The 18,359-nt window shown below is 63.1% G+C and carries 20 protein-coding genes; 2 read left to right on the forward strand and 18 right to left on the reverse strand.

From position 1 onward, the window contains the following. Positions 1–229: 229 nt before the first annotated feature. Positions 230–1,339, forward strand: coding sequence for a LysR substrate-binding domain-containing protein (locus EEQ99_RS27755; RefSeq protein WP_244604852.1), 1,110 nt, complete (start codon positions 230–232; stop codon positions 1,337–1,339). 171 nt (positions 1,340–1,510) lie between these two features. On the opposite strand, the gene EEQ99_RS27760 is transcribed toward EEQ99_RS27755, so the two are convergent. The 15 genes from EEQ99_RS27760 to phnG all read right to left on the reverse strand — a co-directional run bounded on the left by EEQ99_RS27760 (position 1,511) and on the right by phnG (position 14,125). Next, positions 1,511–2,014 (reverse strand): GrpB family protein, encoded by a 504-nt coding sequence (locus tag EEQ99_RS27760; RefSeq protein ID WP_063473525.1) that lies wholly within the window; start codon positions 2,012–2,014, stop codon positions 1,511–1,513. Between the two features lie 15 nt (positions 2,015–2,029). Beyond that, positions 2,030–2,623, reverse strand: coding sequence for a phosphonate metabolism protein/1,5-bisphosphokinase (PRPP-forming) PhnN (gene phnN, locus EEQ99_RS27765; RefSeq protein WP_174824512.1), 594 nt, complete (start codon positions 2,621–2,623; stop codon positions 2,030–2,032). Continuing rightward, the gene (locus EEQ99_RS27770; RefSeq protein WP_127431385.1) at positions 2,623–3,762 is read right to left on the reverse strand and encodes an alpha-D-ribose 1-methylphosphonate 5-triphosphate diphosphatase; all 1,140 of its coding nucleotides are present in this window, start codon (positions 3,760–3,762) and stop codon (positions 2,623–2,625) included. The genes phnN and EEQ99_RS27770 overlap by 1 nt, the downstream gene beginning before the upstream one ends. Before the next feature lie 13 nt (positions 3,763–3,775). Beyond that, the gene (locus EEQ99_RS27775; protein ID WP_028756292.1) at positions 3,776–4,471 is read right to left on the reverse strand and encodes a DUF1045 domain-containing protein; all 696 of its coding nucleotides are present in this window, start codon (positions 4,469–4,471) and stop codon (positions 3,776–3,778) included. Between the two features lie 141 nt (positions 4,472–4,612). Further along, positions 4,613–5,956 (reverse strand): phosphonate ABC transporter, permease protein PhnE, encoded by a 1,344-nt coding sequence (phnE, locus tag EEQ99_RS27780; RefSeq protein ID WP_063473524.1) that lies wholly within the window; start codon positions 5,954–5,956, stop codon positions 4,613–4,615. Positions 5,957–5,963: 7 nt separating this feature from the next. Continuing rightward, on the reverse strand, positions 5,964–6,923 hold the full coding sequence (phnE, locus tag EEQ99_RS27785) for a phosphonate ABC transporter, permease protein PhnE (protein WP_127431386.1): 960 nt from the start codon (positions 6,921–6,923) through the stop codon (positions 5,964–5,966). A gap of 58 nt (positions 6,924–6,981) precedes the next feature. Continuing rightward, a complete protein-coding gene (gene phnD, locus EEQ99_RS27790; RefSeq protein WP_063473522.1) occupies positions 6,982–7,887 on the reverse strand; it encodes a phosphonate ABC transporter substrate-binding protein in 906 nt (301 codons plus the stop codon). Positions 7,888–7,974: 87 nt separating this feature from the next. After that, complete coding sequence (phnC, locus tag EEQ99_RS27795) at positions 7,975–8,820, reverse strand: phosphonate ABC transporter ATP-binding protein (protein WP_063473521.1); 846 nt, start codon at positions 8,818–8,820, stop codon at positions 7,975–7,977. A 117-nt stretch (positions 8,821–8,937) separates the two neighbouring features. Then, positions 8,938–9,555, reverse strand: a complete 618-nt coding sequence (locus tag EEQ99_RS27800; protein WP_063473520.1) for a DapH/DapD/GlmU-related protein — start codon at positions 9,553–9,555, stop codon at positions 8,938–8,940. Continuing rightward, positions 9,552–10,259: a phosphonate C-P lyase system protein PhnL gene (gene phnL / locus EEQ99_RS27805; RefSeq protein WP_028756930.1), complete on the reverse strand. Its 708-nt coding sequence runs from the start codon at positions 10,257–10,259 to the stop codon at positions 9,552–9,554. The genes EEQ99_RS27800 and phnL overlap by 4 nt, the downstream gene beginning before the upstream one ends. A 25-nt stretch (positions 10,260–10,284) precedes the next feature. Further along, the gene (gene phnK, locus EEQ99_RS27810) at positions 10,285–11,061 is read right to left on the reverse strand and encodes a phosphonate C-P lyase system protein PhnK (RefSeq protein WP_028756929.1); all 777 of its coding nucleotides are present in this window, start codon (positions 11,059–11,061) and stop codon (positions 10,285–10,287) included. Then, the gene (locus tag EEQ99_RS27815) at positions 11,058–11,933 is read right to left on the reverse strand and encodes an alpha-D-ribose 1-methylphosphonate 5-phosphate C-P-lyase PhnJ (protein WP_028756928.1); all 876 of its coding nucleotides are present in this window, start codon (positions 11,931–11,933) and stop codon (positions 11,058–11,060) included. The genes phnK and EEQ99_RS27815 overlap by 4 nt, the downstream gene beginning before the upstream one ends. Next, positions 11,930–13,036, reverse strand: coding sequence for a carbon-phosphorus lyase complex subunit (locus tag EEQ99_RS27820; protein WP_127431387.1), 1,107 nt, complete (start codon positions 13,034–13,036; stop codon positions 11,930–11,932). The genes EEQ99_RS27815 and EEQ99_RS27820 overlap by 4 nt, the downstream gene beginning before the upstream one ends. A 4-nt stretch (positions 13,037–13,040) precedes the next feature. After that, positions 13,041–13,649, reverse strand: coding sequence for a phosphonate C-P lyase system protein PhnH (gene phnH, locus EEQ99_RS27825; protein ID WP_127431388.1), 609 nt, complete (start codon positions 13,647–13,649; stop codon positions 13,041–13,043). Next, a complete protein-coding gene (gene phnG / locus EEQ99_RS27830; RefSeq protein WP_028756925.1) occupies positions 13,649–14,125 on the reverse strand; it encodes a phosphonate C-P lyase system protein PhnG in 477 nt (158 codons plus the stop codon). Before phnG ends, phnH begins: the two co-directional genes overlap by 1 nt. A gap of 125 nt (positions 14,126–14,250) precedes the next feature. On the opposite strand from phnG, the gene phnF reads away from it, so the two are divergent. Continuing rightward, the gene (phnF, locus tag EEQ99_RS27835) at positions 14,251–14,988 is read left to right on the forward strand and encodes a phosphonate metabolism transcriptional regulator PhnF (RefSeq protein ID WP_127431389.1); all 738 of its coding nucleotides are present in this window, start codon (positions 14,251–14,253) and stop codon (positions 14,986–14,988) included. A gap of 56 nt (positions 14,989–15,044) precedes the next feature. Here phnF and EEQ99_RS27840 read toward each other — a convergent pair whose 3' ends face one another. From EEQ99_RS27840 to EEQ99_RS27850, 3 genes are read right to left on the reverse strand one after another with little or no spacing between them, the layout of a single operon-like run. Beyond that, complete coding sequence (locus tag EEQ99_RS27840; RefSeq protein ID WP_028756923.1) at positions 15,045–15,680, reverse strand: 2,3-bisphosphoglycerate-dependent phosphoglycerate mutase; 636 nt, start codon at positions 15,678–15,680, stop codon at positions 15,045–15,047. 21 nt (positions 15,681–15,701) lie between these two features. After that, positions 15,702–16,526, reverse strand: a complete 825-nt coding sequence (dapB, locus tag EEQ99_RS27845) for a 4-hydroxy-tetrahydrodipicolinate reductase (RefSeq protein ID WP_063473515.1) — start codon at positions 16,524–16,526, stop codon at positions 15,702–15,704. A 15-nt stretch (positions 16,527–16,541) separates the two neighbouring features. Beyond that, positions 16,542–18,329 (reverse strand): ABC transporter ATP-binding protein, encoded by a 1,788-nt coding sequence (locus tag EEQ99_RS27850; protein ID WP_028756084.1) that lies wholly within the window; start codon positions 18,327–18,329, stop codon positions 16,542–16,544. Positions 18,330–18,359 lie beyond the last annotated feature (30 nt).

Genomic DNA, 18,359 nt, shown 5'->3' on the forward strand with positions numbered 1-18,359 from the left:
GCCGCGTCCGTGGGGTAGGCAAGGCCGGCTTCAACGGGCTTGCCGTGTGTCATCTCCAACAGGCGGACGGTTTTGCTGCGAACAATGCTGGCGTATGTCCCAAGGGGCGGAAAGGCGCTTTTTGTTGCCCCCGGTGGACACGTCGATGCACCACTCCCAACCGGTGTTTCCGGCCAGGCGTTGCACCCGCCGGCAAATTCGACACGACTCGCCTATGAAAAGGTCGGATATGGCAATTGCCAATCGACAGGTTAGTGGTGCACCATATGCACCACCGTGCACCACTCTTCGTTACACCCAAGTTCCGAAGCCTATGGCATATGGATGTGTACACGGCATTCCGATTTTGGTTTTCCTTTGGGGGACGGGATTGCGCAGAGGGAAATCGCTAGCAGATGAACCGGAAGGTGCTCAGAAACGCGGACGTTTACCGCCGTTATCCATGGTGCGCGCCTTCGAGGCGGTCAGCCGGCTGGGCTCAATGCGCAGGGCCGCGGACGATCTCAATCTCAGCCATACCGTCATATCCCGCCACGTCCGTAACCTCGAAGCCTGGCTTGGCACGCGGCTTGTCGATGCCGGACCGCGCGGCATCAGGCTGACGGCGGAAGGCAGGGTTTTTGCCGAGACCGTGGGAACGGCTTTCGACCTCATTGCCAAATCGACGGCGGAATTGCGCCCAGCAGTCAACCGCACTGTCTTGCGCATCTGGTGCGTGCCCGGCCTCGCAACGCGTTGGCTGACACCGCGCTTCAATCAGCTCCAGCTTGCCTTGCCCGGGATCGATTTCGTGATGCGCGCGACCGATCTCGAACCGGATTTCACGCGCTATGAGGCCGATGTCGACATCCGCTACTCGGAGGAGCCAAGAGGGAATGTCCGTTGGATCCTGCTGGAAAGGCCTCGCATGTTTCCGGTCACAAGCCCCGAATGGATCAGCAGGAATGCGCCAATACGCACCCTCGACGATCTGGTGCGCCAACCGTTGATCCACGAGGAAAGCCGCGATCAATGGCGGCAATGGTTTCGCAAGGCTGGCTTCGAGCATGAAGTAATTTTGAATGGTCCACGGCTGTGGTCGGCCAATCTGACGGTCGACGCGGCTGTCGCAGGCCAAGGAATAGCCCTTGCCACGCGTTTGATCGCTGCAGACGACCTGCGTGCCGGGCGGCTCGTCGAATTGCTCGGAACGGATGTCCGGCTTGGAGGCTATTACTTCGTCGGATCGCGAGAGCGCTGGAATGAGGTGACATTGGCGCGTTTCCGCGCATGGATGCAACAGTCAATCGGTGAAACCATGGGCGGTCACGCCTCTGATGAAACCAGCCGGCCGGGGTGAAAGAGCAATCCAGCAAAAGTGTGCAGCGATTTTGCCAGGCAAAGCGTGAAACGCTTTTGCCGGGAATTGCGTGAAAACAAAAGAGATAGAGCAATTCCGTGATTAGAAGAAAAACGGAATCGCTCCAGGAGAGGGCCGGACACGCTTTGAAGATAGGGGCGCAGCTCAATTTCACAGCCTCAAGCTTGCCAGTCGCAGCGTCTCGCGAACAAACGTGGTCTTTCCGCCGGTGTAAAGGCCCCAATCGCCGTCTGCCTCCGCGGCCAGCCTACGTTTCAGATCGGCATAGGCTTTGGCTCGCTCCGGGTGATCCCTGAGATAATCGCGAAACAGAATGCGCTCTCGATGTGCGCGATTATCGGGTCCGCAAAGATAGAGCTTGAAGCCATAACCTTCACAATCGCGCGTGAAGGCCCATCGTTGTTCACCGGTATCGCCGTGGAAGACGAAATTCGCAGCGCGCACGGCCTCGATCGCCACCAGCAGGACGTCGTCGGATATCACGACGGCATCGAGGTCGATCTTCGGCTTGGCCGCCAGGCCGGGCACGGACGTACTGCCGATATGATCGGTGGAAAGCACGAGGTCGCCGAGCAGGATGGACACCTCGGCGCTGATTTCGGCAAAGAGCCGCGGCCAGGAAGGATCGTAGTCGACCACTCTGATGGCGCGCATGCCCTGCCTCTCCCGTCAGTGCGTCTCCGCCAGCAATCCCTCGAGGATCGCGATCATCTTCTGCTTGGCCTCTTCGAGCGAGCCGCTATTGTCGAGTTCCGTCACGTCATATTCGCCGCGCACCGTCAGCGGTCCGCGGGCGAGCCGGGCCATGATATCCTCATGCGTCTCGCGTCCGCGCGCCTCCAGCCGGCCGACGAGCACTTCGGGGCGGGCGGTGACGTTGATGACCTTCAGCCGCGGGAAGGCGGCCTGGAAACGGTGAAGCGCCGAGCGCGAGCCGTTGGCGACGACGACATGGCCTCTGGACAGCGCCACCGAAACCTCGGCGGGAATTCCATATTTCAGGCCGTGCGCCTCCCACCAGACGGCAAAGGAGCCTGATTGCTCCATGGCGGCGAAGCCTTCGAGGGAGATGGACAGATGATCCTCGCCGCCGGCGTCACGGTGACGGGTGATGACGCGGCGGGTGAAATGAACGTCGGTGCGGCCGGTGAAATGCCGGGCGGCAAGGTTCATCAGGGTATCCTTGCCGGCGCCGCTCGGCCCGACGACGACGACCATGATGCCGCGCTCGGCTCCGGCTCCGGGATGGGGTTCGTGCGGCATCATGCGACACGGCGTCCTTGGCGCCAGACGGAGCGTGTCACCGGCACGCCATGCGCGCGGTGGACGCGGACGAGATCGGCGCGCAGTCCCGTCGCGATCCGGCCGCGATCGTCGAGGCTGACGGTGCGGGCGGGCGTCGACGTCACCATGGCGATCGCCCTCGGCAGGCTGATGCTCTCCACCTCGTCGGCGAGGATGAAAGGCGCGTGCAGCAGGCTGAGCGGCACGTAGTCGGAGGAAAGCACGTCGAGCACGCCCATTTCGGCAAGATCGCGGGCGGCAATGTTGCCGGAGTGGGATTTGCCGCGCACGATGTTCGGCGCCCCCATCAGCACGCTCATGCCATGTCCGTGCGATGCCCGGGCGGCATCGAAGCTGGTCGGAAATTCGGCCAGGCGCACGCCGTTGTCGATCGCCTCGTCGACATGGGAGAGTGTGGCGTCGTCATGGCTTGCCACGGTGATGCCGCGCTCGGTGCAGACCTTGGCGATGGCGTTGCGGTGCGGCGTCGAATTGCGGGCCGACTCTGCCTGGCGCTTGGCGACAAAACGGGCGAAGGCCTCGTCGCTCAGGCCGCGCTTCTTCTGGTAGTAGAAGATATATTGGTCCATCGTCTGGAACTGACGCTGGCCGGGCGCATGATCCATCAGCGAAACGAGCCGCACATGCCGGTCGTTTTCGAAATCGGCGAAATGTTCGAGCACATTGTCGGCCGAGACCTCGCAGCGCAGGTGGAGCAGGTGCTCGGCGCGCAGCCTGCCCTCCTTCTCCGCCGACTGGATGGCATCGGCCATCTCACGCATCTCGCCATGTTCGAAGCCGCCGTCCTCATCCGCACCCATGCGCAGGCAGTCGAACACCGTGGTGATGCCCGAGGTGACGATCTGGGCGTCGTGCGCCTGGACTGCGGCGGTCTTGTTCCAGCGTATGCCGGGACGCGGCTGATAATGGCCTTCGAGATGATCGGTGTGCAGCTCGACGAGGCCGGGAATGACATAGTCGCCTTCGAAATCTTCGCCGGCTACCGAGCTGCCCTCGGAGATGTCGGCGATCTTGCCGTCGCGAATGAGGATCGATCCTGAGAGGATGTCATCCTCGAGAACGATGCGGGCATTGGAAAACACGGTCTCTTTGCTCATCTCGTCAGGTCTTTCAGCGTTTGGCGCCGGCAAGCGGCAGCCAGGAATGAACTTTGAACGGGGCACCGCGCGTCTCCTCGGTGAAGACGGCAAGGCCGGAAATCGGAAGCGGACGGCCGGTGAAATCGGCAAAACGCTCGGTCAGAATCGCTTTCATCACCGCGGCGCGCGCTTCGGGCACCTGGCCGGTCAGCGTCATGTGAAAGCCGAAATCCTCCATGACGTAGGGATAACCCCAGCGCTGCAGATGGGCGCGCTGGCTGTCGCTGAGCTTATCCGGGTTGCGCCGCGCCATATCGGCCTCGGAAAGCGCGGCACGGAACGGTTCGAACGACCTTACCACCTTCGCGGCGAAATCCTGAAGAGGTTGATGAAGAGAACCGGGAACGAGGGCAAAAAAACGGCCGAGCTGGCCGAGCACGAGTTCCGGAATCTCGAAGGCTGGCGTGCGCTGGGCAAAATCCTCGGCAACCCCCAGGAGATCCTTCTCGGTGACGGAGGCAGCGAGCGAAAACGGCGCCTTGATCGTGGCGTGAAAGCCGTAGCGGCGCGGGTCGGCGGTCAGCTCGAACTGCTCTGCCGCACCCAGTTGCTCATGGTCCGGTGCCGGATAGGTCTCGCCGGTGAAAGCGTCGCGGCCGAGCCAGAGCGAGGCCGCGCCGGTCAGGGGATGATCCTTCGGCGGCGAGAAATAGAGAGCGTAGCGCAAGGCTTTTATCCTGGGGATCTTCGAAACGGGGGAGCGCAATGTGCAGTGATTTGGCGGCGAACCGCAAGCAGGCTCCGGCTAAAAGATTTCCGTGACAGAATGATGATGGCGGCAGCGCCGCCACCGCCTTTGATGGGTGGATCAGTGGGTTTTCGTGCCCATCAGCTGGTGGCGCAGCGCGTTCGAGGCTGTGTCGAAAAGGAAGACGACGATCAGGATCAGTATGACCATATAGGCGACATTTTCCCAGTTGGCGTTGGTGCGCATGGCCTCCCAGAGTTTGAGGCCGATGCCGCCGGCGCCGACAGCGCCGATGATGGTCGCACCGCGCACGTTCGATTCCCACTGGTAGAGCGTCTGGCTGACGATGACGGGAACGATCTGCGGCATAATGCCGTAACGATGAACGAGCACCGTCTGAGCACCTGTCGATTTGATGCCCTCCCGCGGCTTGTTGTCGATATTCTCCAATCCTTCGGAATAGAGCTTGCCGAGCGTGCCGGTCTCGGTGAGGAAAATCGCGCCGCTGCCGGCAAGCGGGCCGGGGCCGAAAGCGCGCGTCAGGAACAACGCCCAGATCAGCATGTCGACCGAGCGCAGGAAATCGAAGAAGCGTTTCAGGATCTGGTTCAGCAGCCGGTTCGGCGTGATGTTGCGTGCTGCCATGAAGGCGAGCGGAAAGGCGGCGAGAGAGCCGAGCAGCGTTCCGAGGAACGCCATGACGATTGTCTGGAAAAGTTTGGTCCAGACGTCGCCGTGCTGCCATTCGCTATTGTTCCAGATATCGTCGAAGGCGAGCGACAGGTTGGACTGGTCGGGCTTGATGCGCGGGCCGGAGACGATGAGGCTGACGACCTCGCCGACCGGCTTGTCGAAGAAGGAGGATTGTGTGTCGAAGATGAAATTCGCCCAGCCGATGAAACGCTTGCGGATCTTCACCCGGTCGACGGATATGCTGACATTGCCGGCAAAGCCGAGATCGGCCAGCACGTTGTCGTCATAAACCGTCATCCAGCCGGGCACCGGCCCGACGACTTTCGGCGCACCGCTGGAAAGCTCGACCGGGACGCTGACGCCGTGGGCGGTGACGATCGTCTCGCTCTTCGAGACGGAGATGCTGCGGCTGGTGCCGTTGATCGAAACGCTGATGCTGCCGTCGGGATTGTTGACCAGCCAATCCGGATGCGGATTGTCGCCGAGCGGCGAGAAACGCGGATAACGCACCTCGATCGAGCCGTCGTCCTGGATGCGGAGTTCCGGCTGGACGTCGTAGCTCACCCATTGGCTGAGATAGATGCCGACGCGCTCCCAATGCGCTTCGGCAAAGAGCTTGGGCAGGTCGAAGAACCAGACGGCGTAGAGGCCGTAGAGCAGCGTCGCCATAAGGATCATCAGCCCACCGAAACGCTGGCGGAACGAGCGATGGAAATATTCCGGATAGCGGGTCTCTATCTCGTGCATGCGGTTTGCGTCGATCACCGTCATGGCGGCCTCAATGTTGCAGGAGGAAGGCGTGCTCGCCGACAAGGCGGCGGCGCAGCCAGGCGGAGAACTGGTCGACGGCAACGATCGTCACGAACAGCAGGAGGACGAGCGCCATCGTCTTGGCGCCGAATCCCCGCGAGATCGAAAGCTTCAGCTCCTCGCCGATGCCGCCGCCACCGACGGCGCCGATGATGGTCGAGGCGCGCACGTTGATCTCCAGGCGTAAGAGCGCGTAGGAGGTGAAATTCGGCAGCACCTGCGGCAGGGCGGCGAAGCGCACGCGCTCCCACCAGTTGGCGCCGACGGCTTTCATGCCCTCATCGGGCTTCATGTCGATATTCTCGGCCACTTCGTAGAAAAGCTTGCCGAGCGCCCCGACCGTGTGCAGGCTGATGGCAATGATGGCGGCGACCGGTCCGATCGACAGGATCGCCGAAAACAGCCCGGCAATGACGATCTCGGGGAGGGCGCGCAGGAACTCCATCAGCCGCTTGGAGAAGATGCGCAGCACCCATGAATTCGTCAGGTTGCGGGCGGCAAAGAAGCTCAAGGGAACGGCGAAGACGAAACCGATGATCGTCGAGATCAGCGCCACGTTGATGGTGACGATCATCAGCTCGAAATATTCGGGAATGTAGAAAGTGCCCCAGACGTAGACGCGGCCCCTGTCGAAATTGAATTCCTCGCCGCCCTTGTCGTTGACGCTCGCAATGTCGAACAGCGCCCGCCAGACGTCGTTCCAATCCTTGGGGATGAGCCAGCTCAGAAAGTCGAAGAGATGCGGTAGGCGGTCGAAGAAATGGCCGGCATTGCTCTCGTCGGCGAAGCGGACGGAGCTTGCGAAAGCCGCAATCAGAATGACCAGGCCGAGGATGGTGTAGAAGCGACGTTTGGCGACCATCCGATCCCAGGCGGTGCCGATCTCCTTGGTGCTCTGCATGTGCGGCTGTGCATCGGCAATAGTCATCAACGCCTCGTCCGGTTACAGGGCGGCCGTTTCCGGCCGCCCGCATTCAAAGATCCGATCAGCCGCCGATGGCAGCTTTGCGGACTTCAACGACAGCGTTGTAGAAGTCGTGCTTGACGGGCGAGTAGCCCTTGTAGTCGCCGCCTTCGATAGCCGCGAAGCACTTGTGATCCTTTGCCGGCAGAGCCGTGAAGAAGGCTGCAAGCTTCGTCTGCCACTCCTGACCGAGAGCGTTGCGAACGACGAGCGGGCCGTTCGGGATCAGCGGCGAACGCCAGACTTCGACCAGCTTGTTCGGATCGACGGCGCCCTTGTCGACTTCCTTGCGGAAGGTGCCGGAGGTGTAGCCGTCCTTGAAATCGCCAATGCCCGACGAGTCGTCGACGGCGATGTCGACCTTGCCGTCATAGGCGGCGAGCAGGTTGTTCTCATGGCCGCCGTTGAACTGGGTCGAGGCGAAGAACTTGTCGTTCGGCATGCCGGTGTCCTTCGGGATCTGCGTCAGCGGAACGAGGTAGCCCGAGGTGGAATCCGGGTCGGCATAGCCGAGCTTCTTGCCCTTGGCGTCCTTGATGGACTTGATGCCGGAGGACTTCAGCGCGAGGCCGATCGAATAGTAGCCCGTCGAGCCGTCCTTCTGCTGCGTCGTCAGGATCGGCGTGACAGCCTTCGGATCCTTGATGTAGACGGCGGCATAGCCGGAGGCGCCGAGTTCGGCGAAGTCGAGCGTGCCGCCGAGCAGGCCCTGGATCACGCCGTCATAATCGGCGGCCGGGAAGAGCGAAACCTTCTCGAAGCCGAATTCCTGCTTCAGGTGGTCGGCAAGGCAGGCATAGTTGCGCAGGCGGTCGGTTTCGTTTTCGCCGCCGAGGATGCCGATGCGGAATTCCTTGAGGTCGGCAGCATGAGCAGCGCCGGCGAGCGCGAAGAGCGCCGTTGCTGCAAAGAGTGCTTTCTTCAACATATGTCTCTCCTATTGACCGGTGTCCCCGGTCTTCCCGTTACGAAGAAGTGTGCCCTTGACGCGGGCGCTCGATCGCGGCCGCCTCTCTCAGAGACCGGCCAGCGCCAGCGGTTGGGTGCCGGCGGATTGATTGTCTGCCCGCTCGGGGGCGATATTGATGGATGTCGAGGTCACCGTTTCGTCGATGCCGGCGCCGTCCTTGTCCGTCCCGTAGATTTCCTTCACCGCCTCGGCGGTGAGCTCCGAGGGCTTGCCGTCGAAGACGACGCGGCCGCCGGCCATGCCGACGATGCGCTCACAATAGCTGCGGGCGGTATCGAGCGTGTGGAGATTGGTGATGACGGTGATGCCTTCGCGCTCGTTGATATCGCGCAGCGCATCCATGACGATCTTGGCGTTCAGCGGATCGAGCGAGGCGATCGGCTCGTCGGCGAGAACCATCTTCGGGTTCTGCATCAGCGCCCGGGCGATTGCCACGCGCTGCTGCTGGCCGCCGGAAAGCGTGCCGGCTGCCTGCAGCGCCGTCTGCTCGATGCCGAGGCGTTCGAGCGCGGCGATGGCATGCACACGTTCCTCACGGGTGAAGATGTTGAGCAGGCTCATCAGCGTCGAGCGGTGGTTGAGGCGGCCGAGCATGACGTTGGTCAGAACGTCGAGGCGCGGCACCAGGTTGAACTGCTGGAAGATCATCGCGCAGTCGCGCTGCCAGTTGCGCAGCGCCCGGCCGCGAAGCGCGGAGACCGCGACGCCGGCGAAATGAATGGAGCCGGAGCTCGGTTCCTGAAGGCGGTTGATCATGCGCAGCAGCGTCGACTTGCCGGCGCCGGAGCGGCCGATGATGCCGACCATCTGGCCCTGGGGAATGGCGAGCGTGACGGAATCGACGGCGAGCTTTTTTCCGAAACGACGTGTGACATTCTTCAGCTCGAACATCATGCGCTTCCCTTGCGATCCAGGCCTTGGTCAGCATCGCATTAGTCCCGCTTGATGAACCTCGCGTGTCACATTTGTGTAAGTCCTGTCACAATTCTCCGCCCCTATATCGGGGGTTTAGCCGCCGTAGCGGGACAGGAAATCTTCCGCGCTCAGGTTGCGAAAATCGGCTAGCGCCAGGCGCAGCCGATCGTGCTCCCAGTCCCACCATGCAAGCCTGTCCATCCGTTCGCCGACCTCTTTCGGAAAGCGTTCGCGGATGAGCTTGGCCGGCACGCCGCCGACGATCGTGTAGGGCGCAACATCCTTCGACACGACGGCGCCGGCCCCGATCACCGCACCGTTGCCGACGGTCACACCCGGCAGGATGGTCGCACCGTGGCCGATCCAGACGTCGTGGCCGATCGTCACCCGGTTTGCGCGGCGCCAGGCGAAGAAGTCGGTCTCCATGTCGCCGTCCGGCCAATAGTCGACGGCGCGATAGGTGAAATGATGCAGCGTCGCCCGCCAGGTCGGATGGTTGGTGGCGTTGATGCGCACGGCGGCGGCAATATTGACGAACTTGCCGATCGTCGCGCACCAGACGGAGCCGTCCTGCATGATGTAGGAATAATCGCCGAACGTAGCCTCGCTGATGCGGCACCGTTCGGAGACCTCCGTATACCGCCCGAAGGTGGAATCGCTGACGGATGCCGTCTCATGAAAGTAGGGTTCGATACCAAGCTTGCGGCTCATGCGGCGATCTTTCTCGGTGAGAACTGCTGGACGTCGAGGATCCGGTCGGCGACCGCCTCGCGCACTTCCTCGTCGTGGAAGATGCCGAGAAGGGCGACACCCGCCTTCTTCTTTTCCGCGATCATGCCAACGACGACGGCACGGTTCCTGGCATCGAGCGAGGCTGTCGGTTCGTCGAGAAGCAGGATCGTGTGTTCGGTGATGAAGCCGCGGGCGATGTTGACGCGCTGCTGCTCGCCGCCGGAGAAGGTGGCGGGCGGAAGCTGCCAGAGGGCTTCCGGCAGGTTGAGCCTGGCCAGCAGAGCGCCGGCCTTTTCCCGTGCCGTGCCGGCGTCCTCGCCGCGCGCCACCAGCGGCTCGGCAACCACGTCGATCGCCGCGACGCGCGGCACGGTGCGCAGGAACTGGCTGACATAGCCGAGCGTATGGCGCCGCACCTTGAGCACGGTGCGCGGATCGGTGGCGGCGAGATCGACGATGCGGCCGTCGTGGCGGATGAGAATCTGGCCGGTGTCGACGGCATAATTGCCGTAGATCATCTTGAGCAGCGAGCTCTTGCCGATACCCGACGGGCCGCCGAGCACGACGCATTCGCCAGACGCGACCGAGAAGGCGACATCGGAGACGACGGGCAGCCTGATGCCGTCGCGCAGATGCATGGTGAAGCTCTTCGAGACTTCGGAAACGACGAGGGGCGTTGCCATTTTTCTTCTTCCTTGGATTCGGAGCTCAGACCTGCAGGATCGAGGAGACGAGCAACTGCGTATAGGGTTCGCGCGGATCATCGAGCACGCGGTCGGTGAGCCCGTGCTCGATGACGTAGCCGTCCTTCATCACCATCATCCGGTGCGACAACAGGCGGGCGACGGCGAGATCATGGGTGACGATGATGGCCGAGAGACCGAGATCGTTGACGAGGCCGCGCACGAGATCGAGCAGGCGCGCCTGCACCGAGACGTCGAGGCCGCCCGTCGGTTCGTCCATGAAGACGAGGCGGGGGCCGGTGACGAGGTTGCGGGCGATCTGCAGTCGCTGGCGCATGCCGCCGGAAAAAGCGCGTGGCTGGTCGTCGATGCGATCGGCGTCGATCTCGACGCGCTCGAGCCAGTCGATCGCCGAGGCGCGGATCTTGCCATAGTGGCGGTCGCCGATCGCCATCAGCCGCTCGCCGACATTGGCGCCGGCCGAGACCGTCATGCGCAGGCCGTCGGCCGGATTCTGGTGCACGAAGCCCCAGTCGGTCCGCATCAGGAAGCGCCGCTCGGCCTCGTTCATCCGGTAGAGATCACGGTAGCTGCCGTCGCGCATGTGATATTCGACGCTGCCGGTGCTCGGCAGCAGCCGGGTGGAGAGGCAGTTGAGCAGCGTCGTCTTGCCGGAGCCGGACTCGCCGACGATGGCGAGCACTTCGCCGGGCCAGAGCTCGAAGGAGACGTCGCGGCAGCCGATGCGGTTGCCGTAGAATTTCGAAACGTCATGGACTTTGAGAAGCGGAATATCGCTCATTCTGCAGCCTCCCGGGCCAGCATCTCGCCGGCATGTCCCTGCGCCCGGCGGTCTTCGCAATGATCGGTGTCGGAGCAGACGAACATGCGCCCGCCCTTGTCGTCGAGAACCACTTCGTCGAGATAGACATCCTCGGCGCCGCAAAGGGCGCAGGGCTTGTCGAAGCGCTGGATATCGAAGGGATAATCCTCGAAATCCAGGCTGACGACGTCGGTATAGGGCGGAACCGCATAGATGCGCTTCTCGCGCCCGGCGCCGAAGAGCTGCAGCGCATCCGACATGTGCATCTTCGGATTGTCGAATTTCGGCGTCGGCGAGGGATCCATGACATAGCGGCCATGGACCTTCACCGGATAGGCGTAAGTGCGCGAGATGCGGCCGTTATGGGCGATATCCTCATAGAGTTTCACATGCATGAGCCCGTATTCTTCGAGCGCGTGCATCTTGCGGGTTTCGGTCTCGCGCGGTTCGAGGAAACGCAGCGGCTCGGGGATCGGCACCTGGTAGACCAGCACCTGCCCGGCAGCGAGCTTTTCTTCCGGAATGCGGTGGCGCGTCTGGATGATCGTCGCATCCCTGGTATGGGTCGTCACCGCGACATTGGCGACCTTCTGGAAGAAGGCGCGGATGGACACGGCGTTGGTCGTGTCGTCGGCACCCTGGTCGATGACCTTCAGCACGTCATCCGGTCCGATGATCGAGGCCGTCACCTGCACGCCGCCGGTGCCCCAGCCATAGGGCATCGGCATTTCGCGCGAGGCGAAGGGCACCTGATAGCCGGGAATGGCGATCGCCTTCAGGATGGCGCGGCGGATCATCCGCTTGGTCTGTTCGTCGAGATAGGCGAAGTTGTAGCTGGCCAGATCGCTCATTCGGCGGCTTCCTTCATGTCTTCGCCACCGTTGCGGGCGGCTTCGAATTCGCGGCGCATGCGGCGGACGAGATCGAGCTCGGCCTGGAAGTCCACATAATGCGGAAGCTTCAGATGCTCGACGAAGCCCGTCGCCTGGACGTTGTCGGAATGCGAAATGACGAATTCCTCGTCCTGGGCCGGCGCGGTGATATCCTCGCCGAGCTCTTCGGCGCGCAGCGCCCGGTCGACCAGCGACATCGCCATCGCCTTGCGTTCGCTCTGGCCGAAGACCAGGCCGTAGCCGCGGGTGAATTGCGGCGGCGCCTTGGCCGACCCCTTGAACTGGTTGACCATCTGGCATTCGGTGACCTGGATTACGCCAAGCGAGACGGCGAAACCGAGTTCCGGCACGTCGAATTCCACCTCGACATCGCCGATGCGGATTTCGCCGGTGAAGGGGTGGTTGCGGCCATAGCCGCGCTGGGTGGAATAACCGAGCGCCAGCAGGAAGCCCTCGTCGCCGCGGGCAAGCGCCTGCAGGCGCAGATCGCGGGTCATCGGGAATTCCATCGGCTCGCGAGTCAGGTCGCCGATCTCGTGATCTTCAGGCATGTCGCCGTCGGCCTCGATCAGGCCCTCCTCGCCGAGGATTTCGGAGACGCGCATGACGCGGCCGGTCTCGGCTGGGCGCAGCGCGGGCTCTTCGATCGCCTCGTCCGAAAACAGCGAGGGATCGAGCAGGCGGTGGGTATAGTCGAAGGTAGGTCCGAGAAGCTGGCCGCCCGGCAGATCCTTGTAGGTCGCCGAGATGCGGCGCTCGATCGTCATATCAGCCGTGTCGAGCGGCTCGGAATAGCCGAAACGCGGCAGCGTCGTACGGTAGGCGCGCAGCAGGAAGATCGCTTCGATCATATCGCCGCGCGATTGGCGCACGGCGAGCGCTGCGAGCGTGCGGTCGAAAAGCGAGGCCTCGGCCATGACGCGGTCGACGGCGAGCGCCAGTTGCGCCACGATCTGGTCGATGCCGATCGCCGGCAGCGAACGGTCGCCGCGGCGGCGGTCGGCGAGCAGCCGGTGGGCATTGGCGATGGCGGCCTCGCCACCCTTGACGGCAACATACATGAGCTCAGATCTCCGTTGCTGTGATCTTGGTGGTGCGCGGCAGGCAGAGGAAACGTTTGCCCGCCGTCACCACGATGTCGATGCCGCGCGGAAAGAGCGCGCGGTTCTCGGTCCAGAGCCGCAGGAAGGTTTCGGGCAGACCAACGGGGGCGATCTCCGTCACGCTCTGAATGCCCGGACCCATCAGCGCCAGCCTGCGGCCGCCCTCGAGTTCGGCGAGCTCGATGACGACGGTCGTCGAGCGGTCGGGATATTCCTGCGTGCCGGAGGCAAACAGGCCGAAGGAGGAAAGGGCGATGCCGGCCTCCGTGAAGGCAAAGCGCGCCTCGGCCTTTTCGGTGGTCAACGGCGCGCCGGTGTGGAAGCCGAGCCATTCCGGCACGGCAGATTTCGCCAGTCCCTGCGAAAGCCAGACCGGCGTGTCGTGGTCGCAAAGCGTCAGCGCGATCGCGCCGGCGGCGATGCCGAGTGGCGTCGGCGGCGCGGCATCGGGCTGAACGGTCTGGATCGCGCCGGGGCGGGCCATGCCGTCCATCAGCATCTTGAAGACGCTCTGGGCGTGGAAGACCGGCTCGGCAAAGCCGCCGGTGAGAGCTTCTGTCTTCAAACCCATCAGTTGTCTCCCCGCACCATGGTGAAGAAATCGACGCGGGTGGCCGCCGTCTCGTCCGCCTTGCGGCGTTCGGCATCGGCGATCCGCTCAGTGATCGGCAAAAGCAGCGCCTGTTCGACGAAATCCTTGGTTGCGTCTTCCTGCCAGAGCGCGTCGAAGATCGCCGCCAACCGGGCCTTTTCACGGTCGGTGCCGAGCGCCTGGGCATGGCCGACCGCGCCGGAATCGAGCCGGACCGTGGCCCGCGTCACCGTCACCTCGCCAAGATTGAAGGGAGCGCCGCCGCCGCCGATGCGTCCGCGCACCATCACCAGCCCGGTCTCAGGTCCGCGCACCTGATGTGCTACGGGCTTTTCCGGCAATGCGTCCCAGACCGCCTGAAGTTCGCTGCGTTCCGCCCGCGCCAGCAGATCGGCGGCGCGTTTGCGCCCGGATGCCGTCTGTGACGCAGCGTCGTTTCTGTCCGCTGAGATCATCGCCGCTTCCCTTCAAATGTCTATTGATATAGACAACCATACAAGATACAATTAGCCTTAAATCGATGTCGTGACAAGCGTGTGACATCGTGGGTGTAAATGACGGGGCGGAATGGCGGGGCGGAATGGCGGGATTGAAGCAGGTGCAAAGACAGACCGGCGTGGCGCTCTGGCGTCAGATCGCCGATCGGATTCGCGAGGCGATCAGCAGCGGAGCTTATGACGAAACGGGTATGGTGCCGCCGGAAACTGTCCTGGCGCTGCAATTCGGCGTCAACCGGCATACGGTGCGCAGCGCGCTTGCCGCACTGGCGCAGGAAGGAATCGTGCGTGCGGTGCAAGGCCGCGGCACGCTGATCGAGCGCAAGGAGCGTCTGAATTTCCCGATCACCAAGCGCACGCGCTTCAGCGCCGGTATCGGCGATCAGGCGCGTGAGATGCGCGGCCTTCTGCTCGATGAGGCGAGGGAAGAAGCGAGTGCCGAGATCGCCCGTTGGCTGCACCTGAAACCGGGAGACCAGGTGATCCGCCTGGAAACCTTGCGTCAGGCGGACAAGCGGCCGGTTTCAAGGGCGACGAGCTGGTTTCCCGCCGAGCGTTTCGCCGGTATCGGTGCGGCCTATCGGAAGGGGGAATCGATCACCAAGGCTTTCGCCGAACTCGGCCTGTCGGATTATGTCCGCGCGACCACCGAAGTGACGGCCGCGCATGCAGGTGCCGCCGACATGGCCGACCTCGAACTCACCCCCGGCGCGATCCTGCTGATCACCAAGGCGATGAATACCGATCTTGACGGTGTCCCGGTGCAATATTCGATCAGCCGCTTTGCGGCCGACCGGGTGCAGTTCACGATCGAGAACTGAGACCGGAAATTGAGGAAAGGCGTGCCGACCTGTTTCGGCGGCACGCCGTACCGAATTCAGTGTGCGCCGGACATGTCGCCGAGCACTTCCTTGGAGGCGACGGTGGAATCCGCCTTCAGCGTGTAGACTATCGGAACGCCGGTCGCGAGGTTGAGCGCGAGCACGCCTTCCTTGCTCAGCTTGTCGAGCACCATGACAAGCGAACGCAGCGAATTGCCGTGTGCGGCGACCAGCACCTTTTCGCCCCTGAGCACGCGCGGCAGGATTTCGGTGAGGTAATAGGGCCAGACGCGGGCGCCGGTGTCGCGCAGGCTTTCGCCGCCGGGCGGCGGCACGTCATAGGAACGGCGCCAGATATGCACCTGTTCCTCGCCCCATTTGGCGCGGGCATCGTCCTTGTTGAGGCCGGAGAGGTCGCCATAGTCGCGCTCGTTCAGCGCCTGGTCGCGGATCGTCTGGAGATCGGGCTGGCCGACCTTGTCGAGGATGAGCTTCAGCGTGTGCTGCGCGCGCACCAGCGCCGAGGTGTAGGCGACGTCGAATTTGATCCCGTATTCTGCGAGCGCTTCACCGCCCGTTTTGGCTTCCTGGATGCCGAGCTCGGTCAGATCGGGATCCTTCCAGCCGGTGAAGAGATTCTTCAGGTTCCAGTCACTCTGGCCATGGCGAACGAGGACGAGGGTACCGCTCATGAATATGCCTCCGTAGTATCGTTATGAGGAAGAGAGCCCGAGCACGTCGAGCATGGAATAGAGACCCGGCTTCTTGTCGCGCGCCCAAAGCGCCGCCTTGATGGCGCCGCGCGCAAAGATCGAGCGGTCGGCTGCACTGTGCGACAAGGTGACGATTTCGCCTTCGCCGGCAAAAAGCACGGAATGCTCGCCGATGACGGAGCCGCCGCGCAGCGTCGCAAAGCCGATCGTGCCTGCCTCGCGGGCGCCGGTATGGCCGTCGCGCACCCGGACCGATTTCGAGGCGAGATCGATGCCGCGCCCCTTGGCCGCCGCCTCACCGAAGAGAAGGGCGGTGCCTGAGGGCGCATCCACCTTGTGCTTGTGGTGCATTTCCAGGATCTCAATATCCCAGTCATCAGGGTCGAGCGCCCGCGCTGCCTGCTCTGCGAGCACGCTGAGCAGATTGACCCCGAGGCTCATATTGCCCGATTTGACGATGCGGGCATGGCGAGCGGCTGCGGCGATCCTGGTATTGTCGTCGGCTGAACAGCCCGTCGTGCCGATGACATGAACGATGCGCGCCTGTGCGGCGAGGCCCGAGAATTCCACTGTTGCGGCAGGCGAGGTGAAGTCGAGCACGCCTTCGGCATCGAGAAAGGCATTGAGCGGATCGTCGCCGATGATGACGCCTGTCGGGCCGAGACCGGCGATCTCGCCGGCATCCTTGCCGACGAAGGGCGAGCCGACGCGCTCGACTGCGGCGTGCAGCCTCACGCCCTCGATCGAATGGATGAGCCGGATCAGCGTCTGGCCCATGCGCCCTGCCGCGCCAACCACCACCAGTTTCATCGCAGCATCGTTCATCTCAGTCTCACCAGGTCAGTTTGAATCGGAGGCCGAAGGCCTCTGCAGATTGTTGAGGCGAGCGTAAAGACCGTCGCTGACCTTCGCAAGCGTCTCGTGATTGCCTTCCTCGACGACGCGGCCCTGCTGCATGACGACGATCTTGTTGGCGCGCACCACGGTCGAAAGCCGATGGGCGATGACGACGACGGTGCGTCCGGTCATCGCTTCGTCGAGCGCCTTCTGCACGGCCGCCTCGGATTCGGTGTCGAGGGCGGAGGTCGCCTCGTCGAGAAGCAGGATCGGCGCATTGCGCACCAGGGCGCGCGCAATCGACAGCCGCTGGCGCTGGCCGCCCGATAGCGTCACGCCGTTTTCGCCGACCGGCGTCTCGTAACCCTGCGGTTGCGCCGAAATGAAATCATGCGCATAGGCAAGCCGCGCCGCCTCTTCCACCTCGGCATCGGTCGCTTCCGGCCGACCGTAGCGGATATTGTCGCGGATCGTGCCTTCAAACAGGTAGGGCTGCTGCGAGACATAGGCGAGCTGCTTACGCAGCGACTTCTTGGTGATGTGGGCGATGTCCTGGCCGTCGATCAGGATTTCTCCCTCGCGCGGATCGTAGAAGCGCGGAATGAGGCTGATGACGGTGGATTTGCCGGCGCCCGATGGGCCGACCAGTGCTGTGGTCGCGCCACCCTCGGCAATGAAGCTCACCCCGTTGAGCACGCTCTCATTGCCGTAGGCGAAGGACACATTGCGGAATTCGATCCTCGCCTGCGTCACCGTCAGCGGCTGGGCATCCGGCAGGTCGCGCTGGCGCGGTTCCATGTCGAGCAATTCGTAGATCATCCGCGCATTGACGACGGCACGCTCCATCTGCACCTGCAGGCGCGCAAGCCGGCGGGCCGGGTCATAGGCAAGCAGCAGCGCGGTGACGAAGGAGAAGAAGGCGCCGGGCGGCACATTGAAGTAGATCGAACGGTAGGCGGCGTAGGCAAGCACGCTGGCGACGGCAAAGCCCGCGAAGCTTTCCGTCAGCGGAGACGTGCGTTCGGAAAGCCGGGCAATCCGGTTCGCCCGGCTTTCGGCGCCCTCGATGAGTTTGTTGACCTTGCGCTCCAGTTCGTCCTCCATCGTGAAGGCCTTCACGATGGCGATGCCCTGGATCGTCTCCTGCATGGCGCCGAGAACGTGGCTGTTCAAATGCACGGCCTCGCGGGTGGCCGAGCGCAGCCGCTTGGACACATAGCGCAGCGCATAAAGCAGCGGCGGCGCCATGATGAACACGGCAAGGCTGAGCAGCGGATCCTGCAGGATCATCACGCCGAGCAGCGAGATGAAGGTCAGCAGGTCGCGCACTGTCGAGGTGATCGTCAGGTTGAGCACGTCGCGGATGCCGCTGACGTTCTGGCTCACCTGCGCGGCGATATGGGCAGAGCGCGCCTCGCTAAAGAAGCCGACCGAAAGCGTCATCAGATGCGAATAGAGCCGGCGCTGGTAACGCGCGACGATATTGTTGCCGACCTTGGAAAGCGCCACCGCCTGGCCGTAGCTCGCAAAACCGCGCAGCACGAAGGCGATGAAGATCGAAAGACAGATGATCCAGACGACGTCGGCGCGGCGGTTGGCGAAGGCCTCGTCGATGATCGCCCGCATGATCCAGGCGGTAAACGCGGTCGAAAGCGCCACCACGATGAGACAGACGATCGCAAAGACATAACCCCAGAGATGGTCGCGGCCGTTTTCAGCAATGATGCGTTTCAGGATGCCGGTTACGGTATCGCTGCTGACGCTCTGCGCTCTGCTTTCCGCCGCTTCCAAAAATGAGGTTTCCTGTCTCGGACCAAGCGC

It is taken from the genome of Rhizobium anhuiense, from assembly GCF_003985145.1.
In the GTDB taxonomy this organism is placed as follows: Bacteria; Pseudomonadota; Alphaproteobacteria; order Rhizobiales; family Rhizobiaceae; genus Rhizobium; species Rhizobium anhuiense.

Coding starts and splice junctions, on each gene's coding strand:
- EEQ99_RS27755 (WP_244604852.1), top strand. CDS start 230: ATGGCAATTGCCAATCGACAGGTTAGTGGTGCACCATATGCACCACCG.
- EEQ99_RS27760 (WP_063473525.1), bottom strand. CDS start 2,014: ATGCGCGCCATCAGAGTGGTCGACTACGATCCTTCCTGGCCGCGGCTC.
- phnN (WP_174824512.1), bottom strand. CDS start 2,623: ATGCCGCACGAACCCCATCCCGGAGCCGGAGCCGAGCGCGGCATCATG.
- EEQ99_RS27770 (WP_127431385.1), bottom strand. CDS start 3,762: ATGAGCAAAGAGACCGTGTTTTCCAATGCCCGCATCGTTCTCGAGGAT.
- phnE (WP_063473524.1), bottom strand. CDS start 5,956: ATGACGGTGATCGACGCAAACCGCATGCACGAGATAGAGACCCGCTAT.
- phnE (WP_127431386.1), bottom strand. CDS start 6,923: ATGACTATTGCCGATGCACAGCCGCACATGCAGAGCACCAAGGAGATC.
- phnD (WP_063473522.1), bottom strand. CDS start 7,887: ATGTTGAAGAAAGCACTCTTTGCAGCAACGGCGCTCTTCGCGCTCGCC.
- phnC (WP_063473521.1), bottom strand. CDS start 8,820: ATGTTCGAGCTGAAGAATGTCACACGTCGTTTCGGAAAAAAGCTCGCC.
- EEQ99_RS27800 (WP_063473520.1), bottom strand. CDS start 9,555: ATGAGCCGCAAGCTTGGTATCGAACCCTACTTTCATGAGACGGCATCC.
- phnL (WP_028756930.1), bottom strand. CDS start 10,259: ATGGCAACGCCCCTCGTCGTTTCCGAAGTCTCGAAGAGCTTCACCATG.
- phnK (WP_028756929.1), bottom strand. CDS start 11,061: ATGAGCGATATTCCGCTTCTCAAAGTCCATGACGTTTCGAAATTCTAC.
- EEQ99_RS27815 (WP_028756928.1), bottom strand. CDS start 11,933: ATGAGCGATCTGGCCAGCTACAACTTCGCCTATCTCGACGAACAGACC.
- EEQ99_RS27820 (WP_127431387.1), bottom strand. CDS start 13,036: ATGTATGTTGCCGTCAAGGGTGGCGAGGCCGCCATCGCCAATGCCCAC.
- phnH (WP_127431388.1), bottom strand. CDS start 13,649: ATGGGTTTGAAGACAGAAGCTCTCACCGGCGGCTTTGCCGAGCCGGTC.
- phnG (WP_028756925.1), bottom strand. CDS start 14,125: ATGATCTCAGCGGACAGAAACGACGCTGCGTCACAGACGGCATCCGGG.
- phnF (WP_127431389.1), top strand. CDS start 14,251: ATGGCGGGATTGAAGCAGGTGCAAAGACAGACCGGCGTGGCGCTCTGG.
- EEQ99_RS27840 (WP_028756923.1), bottom strand. CDS start 15,680: ATGAGCGGTACCCTCGTCCTCGTTCGCCATGGCCAGAGTGACTGGAAC.
- dapB (WP_063473515.1), bottom strand. CDS start 16,526: ATGAACGATGCTGCGATGAAACTGGTGGTGGTTGGCGCGGCAGGGCGC.